Origin of the sequence: Kitasatospora sp. NPDC018058, assembly GCF_044327205.1 — a bacterium.
Lineage (GTDB): Bacteria > Actinomycetota > Actinomycetes > Streptomycetales > Streptomycetaceae > Kitasatospora.
The window spans coordinates 150,058-165,234 of the sequence record NZ_JBIRFA010000006.1 but is presented as its reverse complement, the minus strand read 5'-3'; the positions used below and the strand labels follow the sequence as shown (position 1 = coordinate 165,234).

Sequence of the window (15,177 nt, the reverse complement as noted above, 5' to 3'; positions counted from 1 at the left end):
GCGCCTCAGGCCTCCGCGTCGTAGTCGTCCTTGTCGTGGCTGTGGTACCAGGGGGCCTGCGGGTTGTAGGAGGCGAGGTAGTAGTCCGCCTCGCAGGTGTACGTCTCCGGGAACAGCTGGTGCGCCCGCTGCCGCAGGATGTTCATGGCCGCGATCTCGTTGGCCAGCCCCTGCTGGTCCTGCTGGTTCACCGGCTTGGCCTGCTCCGCGTCCACGAGGATCTGCGCCGCCGCGAGGTTGTTCTGCAGGAACTGGGGCCATTGTGCCGGATTGCCGCTGTACGTGTAGTGCGGGGTGACCCGGTAGTGGATCATCTTGGGCCACGCCTTCTTGGGGTTGCTCAGGGGCGCCGCCGGGTCCAGGACGTGGGTGAGGTTCGGGTGGTCCTGCGCGTACGGTGCCAAGGCTGCCGCGCTCGAATCAGCCCCCTGGATGGCCTGCCCCGGGGCGGCCCAGCCGATGTCGCCGTCGCCGAGGTCGATCGGCGGGTTGGCGGCGAGCCACTGCTCGTAGCTCGCGGCGAGCCCGTGGGTGCCGTCCTGCATGTGGGAGCGGATGTGCTTCTCGACCTTGTTGTAGTGCTCCTGGGTGTTGGACCGGGCGGAGCCCATGAAGATGTTCCAGGCGGTGTTGTTGGCGCCCGCGACGAAGTCGCCGTTGATCGCGTGCATCGCGGTGGCCACGTTCTGCTGGCCGCTGGCGCGCACCAGGTTGACGTCGGCCTGCTTCATGACGGTGATGTCCAGGGGCTCGCCCGGTGCCGAGCCGCCCCCGCTGTTGCTGAGCATCTCCTCCAGGTACACCGAGTTGCCCAGGGTGCCGCCGTTGGCGTAGACGTAGCCGGCCCCCTTCAGGACGTCGGTCGCAAGTCCGCCGAGCGCCGCGTTGCCGGCCGTCATGCCGGTGAACGGCTGGAAGACGCCGCCCGCCCGCTGCAGCACGGCTTCCCCGGTGCGCGGACCGGGGCCGGGTCCGTGGCCGTGCTCGTCCTGGTGCTCCTCGGCCCGGTCCGCCGCGGCGGGCCCGCCGACGGTCACCGCCCTGCGCATCACCCGGACGGCGTTGGCCTCCGCCTCGCGCTCGAACCGGTCGGAGGGGTCGGAGACCCTGAGCCCGGCGCCGTTGTCGGTGCCCGCGACGGGACCGTGGCGCTGTTGGAGGACGTGGGTGAGCTCATGGGCCAGGGTGTGCCGGTCACCGCCGCCCTCCCCGATGACGACGTGGTTGCCGGAGGTGTAGGCGCGGGCGCCGACCTCGGCGGCGGAGGCGCGGGCGGCGCTGTCGTCGTGGATGCGGACGGCGGAGAAGTCCGCGCCCATCCGGCCCTCCATCTCGGAGCGGACGGCGGCGTCCAGCGGACGGCCGGGCGTGCGCAACACGTCGTGGACGGTGGAGCGCTGCACCGCCCCGCCGACCCGCTGCCCCGGTCCTGCCGCCCCCGCCCGGCGGAGCATCTGGACGACGGCCCGGTTCCCGGCGGTGGACTGCAGCGCCGCCAGGCCCGACAGCGGCGCCCGGCCGCCGCCGCGGGCGGAGCGGGCCGTCGAGCCGGTGCGGCCGGCGGCTTGGGTCCTGACGTTGTCTCGGGCGTGCGAGGGAGCGTGCAAGAGGGGCCTCTTCCCGTGCGGGGACAGCAACCCTTCCTGCCTACGCGCTCGACGGCCGCCGCGCCAGGGACCGAAGGGCAGACCAGGGTGCCCCGCCGGCACCCTCGCGGTGCAGCGGCCGCGGACCGGTGCCGCCGGACTGCTTCCGTCCGGCGGCACCGGCAAGGGTGGTGCGGCGTCAGCCCTGGCACAGCCCGCGGGTGTAGTCGTAGGTCGCGGCGGCCTGGGAGTACTGCCACTGCGGGGCGAGCAGCTGGTCGTTGAGCTGCGTCGCGGCGGTACGGTTCTCGACGAGGTAGCCGAAGTCCTGCAGCCAGGCCGGGTAGAGGTTCTTGGAGCCGATGAAGAAGGCGGATCCGTCGACCGAGACCAGCTTGTGGTGCAGCGCGTAGGGGTGGCCGTCGGCCCAGGTGGAGGTGGGGGCGGCGCGGAACGGGGCGAGCTGGAGGTTCCGGCACATCGCCGTCTTCGCCTGGGCCGGGTCGCCGAGGCGGGCGGTGAGGCGGGCGGCGAGGGTGTCGCTGATCTCCTTCAGGGACTTGATCTGCGAGTAGCCGCCGCTGCCGACCGTGCCCCGGTTGCCGGGGTCGCTGACCACGATGCGGACCTTCACGCCGTCGGCGAGCTTGCCCGCGAGCAGGTCGAAGAGCCGTACGTCGTAGCGGGGCATCGGCGGGCAGGTGCCGGTGACGTCCTGCTGGGAGATGTCGATGCGACTGTCCGCGCTCGCGATCAGCGCGCGCAGGGCGTTCTCCTCCGGGTTGACCGTCTCGTAGTCGCGGTCGCCGTTGGTGTTGTCGTGCAGGCCGATCGGGCCGCACTTGACGTCGTCGGCGACGGGCGCCGGGCCCGGGTGGTAGTCGGAGGCGGGGTCGTTGTCGCGGATCCCGACGCCCAGGCCCCCGACGGCAATCACCGACTGGCCGCCGGTGGCGGGCACCCGGTCGACCGAGGGGTTGAGGCGCTGCTCCAGGTCGGGGGTGCAGGCCGCACCGTTGGAGGCGGCGAACCAGGCGGCCGAGAACGTCCCGGTGTTGCGGCAGGTCCAGTCCCACAGGGTGTCCAGGTAGGAACCGGCGGAACCGGCGGCCGGACCGGTCAGCGCGAGGTCGACGTCGGTGACCGGGTGGGCGGTGTCGAGGTAGTCGTTCTTCCAGTTGTTGATCCCACCGGCGATGACGCTCTGCCCGTCGACGACCAGCAGCTTGGAGTGGTTCCAGGAGAACGCGGTCTTGGCGGTGGTCATCGAGGCGACCTCCAGGGTCACGCTGCCGGCGGCGCGACCGAGCTTCGCCACCAGCTCGTCCCGGTACTTGGACGGCAGCGCGGTGATGTTGTACAGCGGCGCGGCCCCGGCGAGGATCCGCACGTGCGGCTTGTTCCCCGCGGCCACCGACGCCTTGAGGCCGTCCACGATGGCGTTCTGGAACGCGCCGTCCGGGAACGGCGCGAGGGTCGAGATGTCGACGGTGCGGGTGGCGTGCGAGATGTTCTCGCGCATCTTGTCGAGCAGCCGGCGGGTGCCGGTGCGCTCGGTGCAGGACGGGTCGCCCCAGCAGCCGGGGGTCTGCAGCAGCCAACCGCCCGGATCGTCGGCCGGCGCGTCGAGCCGGTTGCCCGCCGTGCGCTGCCACACCGTCCCCTCCAGGCCGGGCGACACCTGACGCAGCGTCTGCTCCACCGCGTCCAGGTGCGGGGTGGCGTCGGCTTGCCCGGTGGCGGCCGGGGCCGGGGCGGGAGCCGGATCGGCGAACGCGGGGGCGACGGGCAGCACGCAGACGGCGGTGGCGAGGGCCAGCGCGGAACCGGCGAGACGGCGGCCGGAACGGCGGGGCTGGTGATCGAGCACGTACAAGTCCTTCATGAGAGGCCGGTGACATTCACTCGGATGACACTGTTAAATTACCCTAAAGTAACCTGATCTCGTGTCAGGGCCCCATCAAGAAGGGCGCCGCCCCTCAGGCCGGGCGGGTGGGGATCCGAGCGCCGACTCCCGCGCCGACGACGATCGGTCAGCCCTCACCGACCTCGGGCACGAGGCGGGGAAGGTGACGGTCAACCAGGACGGCGGTGGCGTCGGCTTCCTCGTCGACGCCACCGCGGTCCGGCTGTGCCCGGAGGGCACGATGAACCAGGCCGCCACCGAGGCGGACGTCTTCGCCGGCTGTCCGGACCGCACCGGCTGCGACGCCCCCGTGGCGGGCACTGAGCTCAGCCGGTGACCTCCACCGTGACGTCGTACGTACGCTGCTCGGGCCCGCAGTTGAGGGCCTCGCCGCAGCTGGTGCGGGAGGCGGTGAGGTGGGCGGTGCCGGGCGTGCGGGCGGCGAAGGTGGTGGTGACGGTGCCGCAGCCCCCGCCCGGGCGGCAGGAGGGGGACGGGGAGGTGGTGGGGGAACCGGCCGGGGCGACGGTGTCGGGGGCGGAGCTGGTGACGGCGGACCAGTAGGTGCTGTGCAGGTCGACGGAGACCGTCGTGCCGACGGCGACCTTCAGGGTGGTGTGGTTGGCGTGTTCGTCGGCGGTGACCGCGGCCGGCGTGGTCGTGGGCACCAAGGCAGTGGAGGCCGGGGCGGAGGAGGCCGTCGAGGCCCCGGTCGAGCCGCAGCCGGCCAGGGCCAGCAGGGCGGCGGCGCAGGTCAGAGCCAGGACGGTGGGTCTTCTCAGGTTCACAGTGGTTCCCTTGTGCAGATGTTCGAGGGGTGCCGATTCGACGCACCGGAGGCCGGATCGGATCCCTTGGAAACCAAAAAACCGCACCGGGGCGGGCACGAGGCCCACCCCGGCGCGTTCGGCGTGTCGATCGTCAGGAGACGGTCACGTCGTCGTAGTAGGTGTAGGTCGGGTCACCCGCGTAGTTGTCGTCGTGGTTGCTCAGGGTGAGCGTGTACGAGTGACCGGGGGTGACGGCCGCGCTCTGGTTGGTCCAGGTCGCGGTGGCGGCGCAGGTCTTGGCGAGGACCGTGGTGGTCGTGCCGGTGGTGTTGTCCTTCAGCGTGGCGGTGGCCCAGTCGTAGGTCACGGTGTCCGGGCAGGTGTTGCTGTACCAGAAGGACACCTTGCTGGAGCCGGTCGGCGCGGTGAAGGTCTGGGCGATCGAGGAGTCGCCGGTCGGGTTGGTGGAGCCGACCATCGCGCCGTAGCTGCCGCTGTGGGCGGCGGCGGTGGTGGCGGAGGTGGAGCCGGCGGCGGTCCAGCCGGTCAGGCTGCCGGCCTCGAAGTCACCGTTGGTGACGGCGCTGCCGCCGCCCGAGGTGGAGGACTCGATCCAGGTGAAGGTGGTGTTGCCGGCGGCGCCGGTGGTGTCGGTCGCGGTGACCGTCACGCTGGAGGTGCCGGCGGCGGTCGGCGTGCCGGAGATCAGGCCGGTCGAGGAGTTGATCGACAGGCCGGCGGGCAGGCCGGTGGCCGAGTAGGTCAGGGTCTGACCCGAGGCCGAGTCGCTCGCGTGGACCTGCAGGCTGGCGGCGGTGCCGACCGTGCCGGTCTGGTTGCCCGGGTTGGTGACGGTGACCGTGTTGCCGTGGGTCAGGATGGTGTGCGAGATCGCGCAGGAGTTGGTGTCGTTCGACCAGCTGGCCTGCTCGGCGAAGCTGCCGTAGGAGCCGAACGAGACGTTCGCGGCGCCGCCGGTGCTACCGGGCTTGATCCAGGCACACTCGTCGGAGTTCTCCTGGCCGTTGTACGAGCTGCCGGTCACGTGGTTGGTCCAGCCGCCGGCCGGGTTCTGGTCGGACATCATCTCGTGCCACTCGTGGCCGAGGGTCATCGTCCAACCATCCAGGGTGCCGGGCGAGTTGACGAAGCCGACACCGCAGTTCGCGCCCTGGTCGATGTTGTACGGCTGGTTCGAGAAGGCGATGTCGCCGTAGGGCGAGCTCGCCGCACCGCCGTTGAGGGTGGTGTCACCGTTCCAGTCGTGCCAGGCGCAGTACCCGGTGGTGGGGTTCTGGTAGTCGTCCGGGTTGGTGCCGTGCGGCGACAGGATGATGTAGTACGCGTCGCGGTTGGAGGCGGCCGTGGTGTTGCCGAAGTGGCCGGCGGCCTTGACGGCCTCCTGAGCCAGCTGGTTGCCGCTGGCCTGGGCGGGCGAGGCGGCCGCGTTGTCGTACCAGACGCCGGACAGCACGCCACCGCTCTGGTACGGGATGAAGTTGGCGTTCGACGGGCAGCTGACGGCGCCACTGGCGACGTTCGGACCGTCACACCACTGGGTCAGGTCGGCCGACCAGGTCTCGCCGTTGGTGCCGATGCCCTTGAACATCTGCTGGGTGGCACCGGCGGCGCCCGCCGAGTCGCCCGAGAACTTCGCGTTCCCGTTGGCGTCGGTGGTCTGGGTGCCCCACTGGTTGCCGTAGAAGACCAGGTAGACCTTGGAGTGACCGCTCTGCACGCCGATGCCGTCGACGCCGCCGCCGTAGGACAGCGTCTGCTGGCCGGTGGCCGCAGCCTGGTTGTGGGCGGCGAGCCACTGCTTGTAGTTCTCGTGCTGCTGCTTGCCCGGCACCGCGCCGTGGCGGTACTGGTGCCCGTTCTGCGGGCTCCAGGGGTTGAACTCGTTGGCCGTGCTGCCCTGGGAGCCGGAGATGTCCTGGGCGGCGGCCGGTCCGGCCGCACCGGCCAGGCCGGCGGCGGCGAGCGCGAGCGACGCTATTCCGGTGAGCGCCGCGTACTTGGCGCGCCGCGTTCTGCGGGAGTGACCCATGGGGTGAGGGTGCCTCTCTCGTACCGATCGCCCGTACGGCCGGGGGGCCGCGAACGATCCCTTTGTGGGGAAGGAGCAGACGGCGAATTCCGCCGAAAGCCAAATCCGGTCCTGTGTTCCGACACCGGAATTGACTGCCCGTCGACTGCAGGCCGCCTGCTGGGCATGAAGGAAAGCAGAGCTGATGAACGCGGGTCAACGGCCAAGGGTAAGGAATCATTAAGAATGGATGTCAGGGCAGGTGAAGTCCCTGATGGGCGGTGAAGTTGACGCGTGTAGCCATTCACTGAATAGCGGTCAGAACACTGTTTTCCCATTCAGTGAAACGTCGCATCCTCAACATTTTCGACATGGGCTGTGAACGGCCTTCGACGCGCCGAAACGCGGCAGAGTCGCCGTCGGGAAAATCGCTGCCACAAGCGCCGTCGCCAAGGCGGGACAGGTCAGTTCGGCTGCGAAGCCGCGTTCGACGTCCCACTCGGCCCGGACTGCATCGGATGGCCCTCGATGGGGTTCGGCGGGAGACTGGCCATAGGGGTCGAGGCACGGTTGGAGCGCAGCGATGGTCGATGGGCGGACCCTCGCCGAGGTGATCGCTGCCGACGGGCCGCTGCCGCCGCGCGAGGCGGCCCGGGTCGGCACCCAGATCCTGGCCGCGCTGGTCCGGGGACACCGGTCGGGGCTGGTGCACGGGGCCGTCGAGCCGGGCCGGGTGGTGCTGGAGCGGGGACGGGCGGTGCTCGGCGCGTTCGCGGCCGGTCCGTCGGACGCCTCCCCCGAGTACCGGGCTCCCGAGCGGCTCGCGGGCCGTCCGCCCGGCCCCGAGGCGGATCTGTGGTCACTCGGCGCCACGCTGTACACGGCCGTGGAGGGCCGACCGCCGGCGGAGCAGCCGCCCGCACCGCGTCGGGCCGGTCCGCTCGCACCGGTCATCCAGTCGCTGCTGCGGACGGACCCGGCACAGCGGCCGGGCGCCGAGTGGACCGGGCACATGCTCGACCGGGTGGCAGCCGGCCTCACCGTCGGCCCGGCGACGGCCGAGGCGCTGCCGTCCCGGGAGCCGACCGCGGCAGCCTCCACCCCTCTTCCGGGCGAGCCGCCTCCGGCAGCGCGACGGCCCGGGGCGCTGATCGCGGCGGTGGTCCTCGCCCTGGCCCTGATCGGCGGGCTGGTCTTCCTGCTGGCCGGCCGCGGCACGCAGCACCGGGCGACCATCACGGCCCCGGCCACGCCGCCGTCGGCGACCGCGCCGCCGACACCCGAGACGCCCACGACCCCACCGCCGACACCCGAGACGCCCTCGCCCCAGCCCCCGTCGACCGCTCCCCCGCAGACCCCCGGGGCCGCGGTGCCCCCCGGCTACGTCGAGACCAACGACCCGGCGGGCTTCAGCTTCGCGGCCCCCACCGGCTGGACCCGGACCGACAACGGCATGGGCGCCGGCGACTACTCCCCGGACAACGGCGGCCACGTGTTGCGGTTCACCCTGATCGCCAACCCCTCCAAACAGGCCCCCGTCGACGGCTTCCGCCAGCTCGAACAGTCACTCACCCAGCAGGGCGGCTACACCCGGATCGACCTGCGCGCCGACACCTACCAGGGCAACCCCGCCGCCTCCTGGGAGTTCACCTTCGGCCCGACCCACGTGGGCGCGCAGTCCTTCCTCGCCCCGAACGGCACCGAGTACACCGTCTACCTCTCCACCCCCGACTCCGACTGGGCCTCCTACCAGCCGGTCCTCACGACCGCGCTGAGCACCTTCACCATCCCTTAGGGCCCGGTACGGGGCCCGATCTCCTCGATCCGCCGCCCGTCCACCCAGGCCGACCAGCCGTTGGAGCAGACGATGTGCGCCCAGTCCCCGGCCCGCTGCAACACCTCCAGCTCCACTCTCCCGTCGATCCTGGTGACGGCCTTGAGCGCGGGGTCGGGCGCGGTCCAGGCGGACATGCCGCCGGACGGGACGCGGTGTGTGGGTCGGAAGGCGGGTGCGGTGGGCGGGGCCGGCGGCACGGGCGACGCGGGCGGGCGGCTGAGCGGTTCGGCCACCGGCACCGACACCGTCACCGGCTCCGCCCTCGGGCGGTAGACCTCCTCCGACAGGGTCAGCTCGGGGATCGGCCGCAGGAACTCGTCGGCCAGGTTGCACGCCTCCACGGCGCCGAGCGCCCGCAGCCCGAACCGGACGGCCGACCAGTCCTCGCGGGCCCGGGTGAGGCCCTGGCTGACCAGGGCCCAGACGGTCGGCTCGGTCACCACGAACAGCACCATGTCCTCCTGCGCGACAGGTCGGCCCGCCTCATGGCCGACCACCTGGACGTCGTGCAGGGAGAGCAGGCTGATCCAGGTGAACAGGGTGCCCGCGAAGGTCGCCAGGGTGAGCCCGGGCTCGTACGCCGGCGGATCGCCGGTCCCGACGCGGGCGAGGTATCCGGCCTCCTCGTAGCGCCGCAGCTCCCGTTCGGCGACGGCGGCGGTGACCGGCGGCAGGGTCGCGCCGGTCCGCCCGCCGGGGTGCAGCTGGGAGGCGAACAACTCCGCGACGGCGTGGCTGATCCAGCGCCGGTCGGCCACCCGCAGGGCGTCGTTCTGGGCCTCCAGGACGCCCGCCGAGGAGACGGTGACCGGCGTCGGCTCCGTCCGCCGCCCGGCGAAGGAGCGGAAGAAGGCGGTCTTGTACGCGTCGACCAGCACCAGCAGGAAGGCCAGTTGCTCGGCGGTCAGCTCCTCCTGCGGCAGCGGCATCGGCTGGCCGCTGGAGAACTGCAGCTGGAGCTGCACCCACCAGACGAGGTCCTGCGGCGCGAACGGCGCGAGCAGCTCGTACCCTCCGTCCACCCCGGGCCGCAGGCCGACGAAGACGTCCTCGGACCGGCGGGAGGCGTACAGCCGGCACTGGGTCGGCGCGCTGTTGAACAGGGCGCTGCGGGCGTCCACCACCCGGTCGGGGACGGCGAGCGGGAGCAGCGCGGTCCGCACGGTGACGGTGGGCAGCCCGGTGAACTCCCGGAGCAGCTCGGCGATTTCCCGGATCGGCCCGGTCGTGTCCGGGCTCGGGGCGCCCAGGTCGGTCAGCGGTGACAGCACGCCGGGCTCGGGAAGCTCCAGGTGACGTGCCAGCGGAGCGAATTCGGCCCGGCCGAGACGGATGGTACGGGCCAGGCCGCCCGGCGAGGAGGTGTCGGGTGCCGCCACACCGGTGGCTTCGGTGTCCATGGCTCACTTCCCTTCCGACGGTTCGCCATCACGCGCCGGGCCCGAGGCGATGCCCTTGACCACGTTCCCGGCCTGCCCGCCGACCGCCTGCGCGACGTGGCCGCCGAGCTCGCTCAGGCCGGGACCGGGCAGGGCGCGGAACGCGGGTTGCAGCGCGCCGTGTCCTTGGACGAAGGCCGACAGGTTCGAATCGACCTGCTGGGCCAGGCCGTTGATCGAGGTACCGAACTTCTGCTGGGACAGCAGCTCCATCTGAGACGGGGCGTAGATGCCCTTGCCGCAGTCGCTCAGGAAGCCCTTCATGTCCAGGACCCGCTGGTAGGCGGCGGGGTCCGCGCCCTGGTAGTAGTACATCATCGGTTCGAGCTTGGTGGTGATGTCCTTGGCCACGCCCCGGGCGGTCTCCTGCAGCGCGCTGCCCGGGCTCAGCTCCTTCGGGTTCATGTACGTCTTGTAGGTGGTCACCGACCCGGTCTGCGCGGCCCATTTGGGGTCGGGCGGGTAGCCGAGGGCGTCGTTCTTGAGCACCGGCAGGTCCTGGTAGGCCTCCGGGTGCTTGCTCTGGGTGACGGACTGCAGCGCCTTGTCCGCGTCCTTGCCGCCGGTGGCGTCGCCGTACGCCTTGTTGTATGCGGCCTGGAAGTCCTCGTTGGCCTTGGACGGGCTCACCGGCACGCCGTTGTGCTCCAGTTGGGAGGTGCCCCGGAACTGCTTGAGCTCCTCCAGCAGGTCGTCGGCCCGCAGCGAGGTGGGCGGGACCTTCTCCAACTGGGCGAGGGTCTGGCGGTAGGCCATCTGGTTGAGGGCCAGGTCGCGGTCCATTCCGACGGTGCCCATGCTCTTGGCGTTGCGCAGGTCGATCAGGTCGCCGGTGGTGAGCGGCCGTCCGCCCCTGGTGAAGCCCTGTGCGTTGAGGGCGGCGACGGTGTCCTCCTGGACCTTCGTCAGCACCGGGTTCAGGGCGTCGGCGTACTCCTTCTGGATCTCCTTGGGAACGGTCTTCAGCGTGGCCTTGGCCTGGTACATGGAATTGATGTCGACGGCCTTCTGCTGGAGCGCCTTCTGCGCCGCGGCGATCTCGTCCGCGCTCGCCCCCTGCGCCTTCAGGCCGCGCAGGTCGTCGGCCATCCGCTGGAATTCCTCCGCCGCCTTCTGTCCGGCGGCCTGCTCGGCGCGGTAGGCGGCGTCGGTGGCGGCCTTGGCGGTCGGGACCGGGCCGGGCGGCGGTTGGCCGCCGTGCAGCTGGCTCAGCGCGGAGGTCTCCTTGACCGCGTCGGTGGCCGCCGGACCGATGGTGTTCAGGCCCAGCGAGTGGAGCCCGACGGCGTTGCCGAGGTCCTGGACGAAGGCGAGCGCGATGCTGGCCCGACCGGCCTGCGGCGCCGGGCCGTTGGGGTCGATGACCTGGCCGACGGTGGCCTGGTAGGCGGCCTGCAGGGTGTTGATCGGCAGCACCGCGTTCGCCGCGCCGAGCAGGGCGTGGCCGAGCCCGCCCTCCTCGTACCCGACGCCGAAGCCCTGGACGGCGTTGCGGCCGACCATGAACGCCCCGAGTTGGGCGGCGCCGGCGGCGGTCAGCGGCACCGCGAACGGGGCCAGCAGCATCTCCCCGGCGATGGCGACGTGCTGCCAGCCGACGGCGGCGGCCTCGTGCTCCTGGGCCGCGATCGAATCCAGCTCGGCGGCGGCCGCCTCCGCCTCGTTCCGGCCCTGGGCCTGGGTGAGCAGCGCGGTGGACATCTGGCGCAACGCACCCTCGGTGTCACTGCCCGGGGCGCCGCTCTCGATCTGCTGCAGCACCCGGTTGGCCATCTCGAACTGGCCGGGCGGGAGGTGGTCGATCAGGTTGCTGAGGTAGTTCTCGCGGGCCTCCGTCGCGTCCAGCTGGTGCAGGTAGTCGGTGTAGTCCGCGTCCCGCTTGGTGCCGGCGGCGAGGAGCTTGTCCATGCCGTCGTCGCGGGCCGTCTCCCGGGCTTCCAGTCCCTTCGTGTTGGCGTCCCGGAGATTCCTCTCCAGGTCCGTGATGGTCTGCAGCTGGTCGGGAGCGAGGCCCTTGGCCGGGTCGACGTTGTCGAGCAGGCCCTGCAGCCGCTGCCAGTAGTGCGACGGGTTGTCGGGGTCGGGGTCGTAGTAGTTGGCGTCGCTCAGCGCCTGGAGCCGGTCCCGGATCGCTTGGGCGGGATCGGGTGCGGGCGGCGGCGCGGGCGCGGGAACAGGAGCGGGGGGCTGGTCGGGTATGGGCTGGGCGTCCCCGCTGGGCCCTTCGTCCAGTGGCTCGGGGCCGGGCGGCAGGTCCGGGAGCAGCGGTATCGGTTCGTCCGCCGGGAGCGTGGGGAGCGGTCCGGCGTCCACCGGGAGGTCCGCCCGCGCGCTGGGCAGGGTCAGGGCCGGGTCCGCCATCCCCTGCGCGTGGCGCCAGTTGAGGTACTGGTTGAACTCGGCGTCGGTGGGCGGGTCGGTGAAGCCGGGGTGGGTGGCGCGCCAGCGCTGGAAGGCCGGATCGTCCAGCAGACCCTGGATCCAGTTGTCGATCGCCTGGCGGTCACCGGGCGGCATGTTCGGCTGCGGCTGCCACGGCGGTTCGCCGCCGCCGTCCGGTGGGCCGGTGCCGGGCTCGCCCGCCAGGGTGCCGGCGAGGTTGCCGAGGAACGAGCCCAGGATCCCGCCCGCCGCGGCCGCGGTCGCCCCGGCCGTGGCGTACCGCAGCACCGTGGCGCTGCCGTTGCAGCTCAGCCAGGCCTGGCCGGTGCATTCCAGCGATCCGCCGTCGTCGGCGTGGGCCGGGATCGCGTCGGTGATCCCGTGCAGGAGCACCACGGCGCCGACCAGCAGCACGACGCAGGCGGTGGCGGGCGGGCGGGTGCGGGTGGTGCTGATCAGGACGGCGGCCACCGCGAGGACGCCGGCCAGGACGTACTTGGTCGCGCTGCTGGAGATCAGCGAGGCGACGATCAGTGACGCGGCGGAGCCGAGCAGGCCCACCGTCATCCCGGTGATCCCGGTGATCCGGTGGTGGCGGGTCGGGGCGATCTGCCGGACCACCGCCGACCAGATCCGGCGCAGGAACGTCGACACGATACTCCCGAGCACACTCGGCGCGCCCGCGAGCACCCCGACGGCGAGCACCGCCCCGGCTGCGGGCGGCACGACCTGCGCGGCCAGCAGCGCGACCGCCGCACCCCACAGCAGGTGGACGGAGGCCGACCGGTCGCCCCGGACCAGCCCGCCGAGCGTGCGCGGCAGCGCGCGCAGGTCGGCCAGGAAGCGGGTGGTGCCGACCGCGTGCCAGTAACCGAACACGCCGAACAGCACGGTGGTGAGCAGGCCCCAGAACAGCGCGCCCTGGAAGACGTTGCCGTGGCTCGTGGCCGGCGCCCCGTGCGGCACCTTCCGCCAGCCGCCGTAGCGGACGGCGACCAGCCAGACGTTCATGGCGTAGCCGATCAGACCGCCGACCACCGCCCCGGTCACGGCGGACCAGACGTGCTCGCGCAGCCACCCGGGCAGCCGCCGGACGACGTCGCCGATGGTGGGGACGGTCTGCGGGGCCGTGACCGTGGTCATCTCAGCGCTCCGTCCGGTCCACGATGACGAACCCGCCCGCGTAGGGCTGGTCGGAGGTGCGCACCCGCAACACGGCGTTGCCGCCGGAGGCGAAGCAGGCCGCGGTCGTGCTCCCGGGGTCCAGCCGTGGCGACCCGACGGCGGCGGGCAGGGTGTACGGCACCCCGTCGCCGTTGCGCAGGGTCACGCAGCCGTGCGCGGGCACCCGCAGGTACTGCGGATGGAACCGTCCGTCCAGCACCAGGGCGCTCGGACCCGGCGCCACCCGCTCACCGGCCCGCACGAGCGCCGGGGTGCCGAACGGCCGCTGCCAGACCACCAGCACCAGGAGGAGGGCCAGCAGCGCGTAGGCGGTGGGGTGCGGCCCGACCTCGCGCAGCCGGCGGACGGCGCGTTCGGGATCGGCGACCAGCAGGCCCAGCGGGGCCCCGTAGGCCAGGTGCCCGGCGTAGGCGAGGGCGATCAGCCCGGCCCCGCGCAGCGCGTAGACGCCGGCGACGGGCGAGGCCACCACGAGGGTCTCGATCATCAGGCCCCAGGCCAGGCCCCACTGCCAGCGCCGGCCGGAGGCGATGACGGCGTAGCCGATCCCGAAGCCGATCCCGTTGGAGAAGTGGAACGCCCAGCCGACCAGCCCGGTGCGCGGGCTGGAGGAGACCGCGTCCAGGGCGAGCACGCCGTAGGTGTCGATCGGGGCGAAGAGCCGGACCCCGGCCAGCGCGAACGGCACCCGGAACAGGTCGTAGCCGAGGGTACCGATCAGGCCGCCGACGGTTCCGACGACGAGGGCGCGGTGCAGTCGGAGCAGGCGCGGCCGCCGGGCGCTCCACGCGCCGATGGCGGCGAGCAGCACCAGGCTGGGCACGGTGACCGACCAGAACCAGACGGCGAACGGCGCCAGTCCGTACGCCCAGGCCAGGACGGGGGTGACGGGGAGGAGTCCGAGAAGCGCGCAGAGGGCGCCGACACCTCGCCCACCGGGCCCGGCGGAGGCCCGGACCACTGGGCTGTCCACGGTCGAGGTGCGTTGCTCTCCTGGTGCCCGCTCGGCCATTTCGGGTTCCGATCCGACCTTCTCCTACCACGATTCCACCGGCGGGTGACCGAGGGCAACCGGTGACCGAGGGCTACAGCTCCCAGACCCGGATCGTGCGGTCCGCGCTGGCCGAGACCGCGCGCCGGCCGTCCGGGGTGAAGGCCACGCCGTTGACGTTCCCGGTGTGGCCCTCGTAGCGGGCCAGCTCCCGGCCGTCCCCCGGGTCGACCAGCCGGACCCGGTTGTCGACGCCGAGGGCGGCGAGCAGGTCGGCGTCGTAGTAGTCGGTGCCGCTTCCGGTCAGCAGCCGCCGGCCGTCCGGGGACACCGCCAGACAGCGCAGATTGCCCGCCCCGACCTCGAAGCGGCCCGTCTCCGCGCCCGTGACCGGATCCCACACGTGCAGCAGGTTGTCCATGGTGGTGGCGACGGCGAGGCCGCCCCGGACGGCGAACCCGACGGCGGTGACCGCGAACAGGCCCTCGCCGAAGCGGCGCAGTTCCTTGCCGCCCTCCAGGTCCCACAGCCTTACCTGGTCGGCGCCCGAGTCGTACTGGGCGGAGCCGGAGAGCAGTCGGCTGCGGTCCGGGGAGAACGCGACGGCGGTGACGTCCGCGGTGTGCCCCGGGAAGCGGCGCAGTTCCCGGCCGGTCGCCGGGTCCCAGCAGCGCACGGTGTGGTCCCCGCAGCCGGTCGCCACCAGCCGGCCCTCCGGCGAGAAGACGGCACCGAGGCAGCCCTGCTCCTGCCCGTGGAAGCGGCGTAGTTCGGCGCCGGTGTCGGTGTCCCACAGGACCGCCGGACCCCAGACGCCGCCGGACACCGCGAGCCGACCGTCCGGGGAGAGGGCCGCGCACTGCACCCCGTCCTCGTGGGCGACCCAGCGCCGCAGCTCCGCCCCGGCTTCGAGGTCCCACAGCCTGAGCGTGTGGTCCTCGCTGCCGGAGAGCAGCAGGCGGCCGTCGCGGGAGACGGCGACACAGGTCACCGCCGCCGTGTGGCCGGTCAGCACGGACACCTCGGGCGGCGGGCCCGGCGGTGGACCCGGC

10 protein-coding genes are annotated in these 15,177 nt (G+C 72.6%); 2 read left to right on the top strand and 8 right to left on the bottom strand.

Features of this window, described 5'->3' with window-relative positions:
* Positions 1 to 5: 5 nt before the first annotated feature.
* Together ACH4E7_RS10700 and ACH4E7_RS10695 are read right to left on the bottom strand one after the other, a co-directional pair.
* Positions 6 to 1,607: a DUF4157 domain-containing protein gene (locus ACH4E7_RS10700; protein WP_396248664.1), complete on the bottom strand. Its 1,602-nt coding sequence runs from the start codon at positions 1,605 to 1,607 to the stop codon at positions 6 to 8.
* 178 nt (positions 1,608 to 1,785) lie between these two features.
* Positions 1,786 to 3,456 (bottom strand): phospholipase, encoded by a 1,671-nt coding sequence (locus ACH4E7_RS10695; protein WP_396248663.1) that lies wholly within the window; start codon positions 3,454 to 3,456, stop codon positions 1,786 to 1,788.
* A 199-nt stretch (positions 3,457 to 3,655) separates the two neighbouring features.
* Between ACH4E7_RS10695 and ACH4E7_RS10690 the strand changes: the two genes are divergently transcribed.
* Positions 3,656 to 3,829, top strand: a complete 174-nt coding sequence (locus ACH4E7_RS10690; RefSeq protein WP_396248662.1) for a hypothetical protein — start codon at positions 3,656 to 3,658, stop codon at positions 3,827 to 3,829.
* Here the strand turns inward: ACH4E7_RS10690 and ACH4E7_RS10685 are convergent.
* Entirely contained in the window at positions 3,819 to 4,280 is a 462-nt protein-coding gene (locus tag ACH4E7_RS10685) for a hypothetical protein (RefSeq protein WP_396248661.1), read from the bottom strand. The genes ACH4E7_RS10690 and ACH4E7_RS10685 overlap by 11 nt on opposite strands.
* 133 nt (positions 4,281 to 4,413) lie before the next feature.
* Entirely contained in the window at positions 4,414 to 6,312 is a 1,899-nt protein-coding gene (locus ACH4E7_RS10680) for a putative Ig domain-containing protein (protein WP_396248660.1), read from the bottom strand.
* Positions 6,313 to 6,874: 562 nt separating this feature from the next.
* Between ACH4E7_RS10680 and ACH4E7_RS10675 the strand changes: the two genes are divergently transcribed.
* Complete coding sequence (locus ACH4E7_RS10675; RefSeq protein WP_396248659.1) at positions 6,875 to 8,086, top strand: serine/threonine-protein kinase; 1,212 nt, start codon at positions 6,875 to 6,877, stop codon at positions 8,084 to 8,086.
* On the opposite strand, the gene ACH4E7_RS10670 is transcribed toward ACH4E7_RS10675, so the two are convergent.
* The 4 genes from ACH4E7_RS10670 to ACH4E7_RS10655 all read right to left on the bottom strand — a co-directional run bounded on the left by ACH4E7_RS10670 (position 8,083) and on the right by ACH4E7_RS10655 (position 15,140).
* On the bottom strand, positions 8,083 to 9,528 hold the full coding sequence (locus tag ACH4E7_RS10670; protein ID WP_396248658.1) for a hypothetical protein: 1,446 nt from the start codon (positions 9,526 to 9,528) through the stop codon (positions 8,083 to 8,085). The two genes, ACH4E7_RS10675 and ACH4E7_RS10670, sit on opposite strands and share 4 nt — an antisense overlap.
* Before the next feature lie 3 nt (positions 9,529 to 9,531).
* Entirely contained in the window at positions 9,532 to 13,092 is a 3,561-nt protein-coding gene (locus ACH4E7_RS10665; protein WP_396248657.1) for an OmpH family outer membrane protein, read from the bottom strand.
* Position 13,093: 1 nt separating this feature from the next.
* A complete protein-coding gene (locus tag ACH4E7_RS10660) occupies positions 13,094 to 14,107 on the bottom strand; it encodes a hypothetical protein (protein ID WP_396248656.1) in 1,014 nt (337 codons plus the stop codon).
* Between the two features lie 112 nt (positions 14,108 to 14,219).
* Entirely contained in the window at positions 14,220 to 15,140 is a 921-nt protein-coding gene (locus ACH4E7_RS10655; RefSeq protein WP_396248655.1) for a WD40 repeat domain-containing protein, read from the bottom strand.
* Between the last annotated feature and the right edge of the window lie 37 nt (positions 15,141 to 15,177).

Coding starts and splice junctions, on each gene's coding strand:
- ACH4E7_RS10680 (WP_396248660.1), bottom strand. CDS start 6,312: ATGGGTCACTCCCGCAGAACGCGGCGCGCCAAGTACGCGGCGCTCACC.
- ACH4E7_RS10675 (WP_396248659.1), top strand. CDS start 6,875: ATGGTCGATGGGCGGACCCTCGCCGAGGTGATCGCTGCCGACGGGCCG.
- ACH4E7_RS10670 (WP_396248658.1), bottom strand. CDS start 9,528: ATGGACACCGAAGCCACCGGTGTGGCGGCACCCGACACCTCCTCGCCG.
- ACH4E7_RS10665 (WP_396248657.1), bottom strand. CDS start 13,092: ATGACCACGGTCACGGCCCCGCAGACCGTCCCCACCATCGGCGACGTC.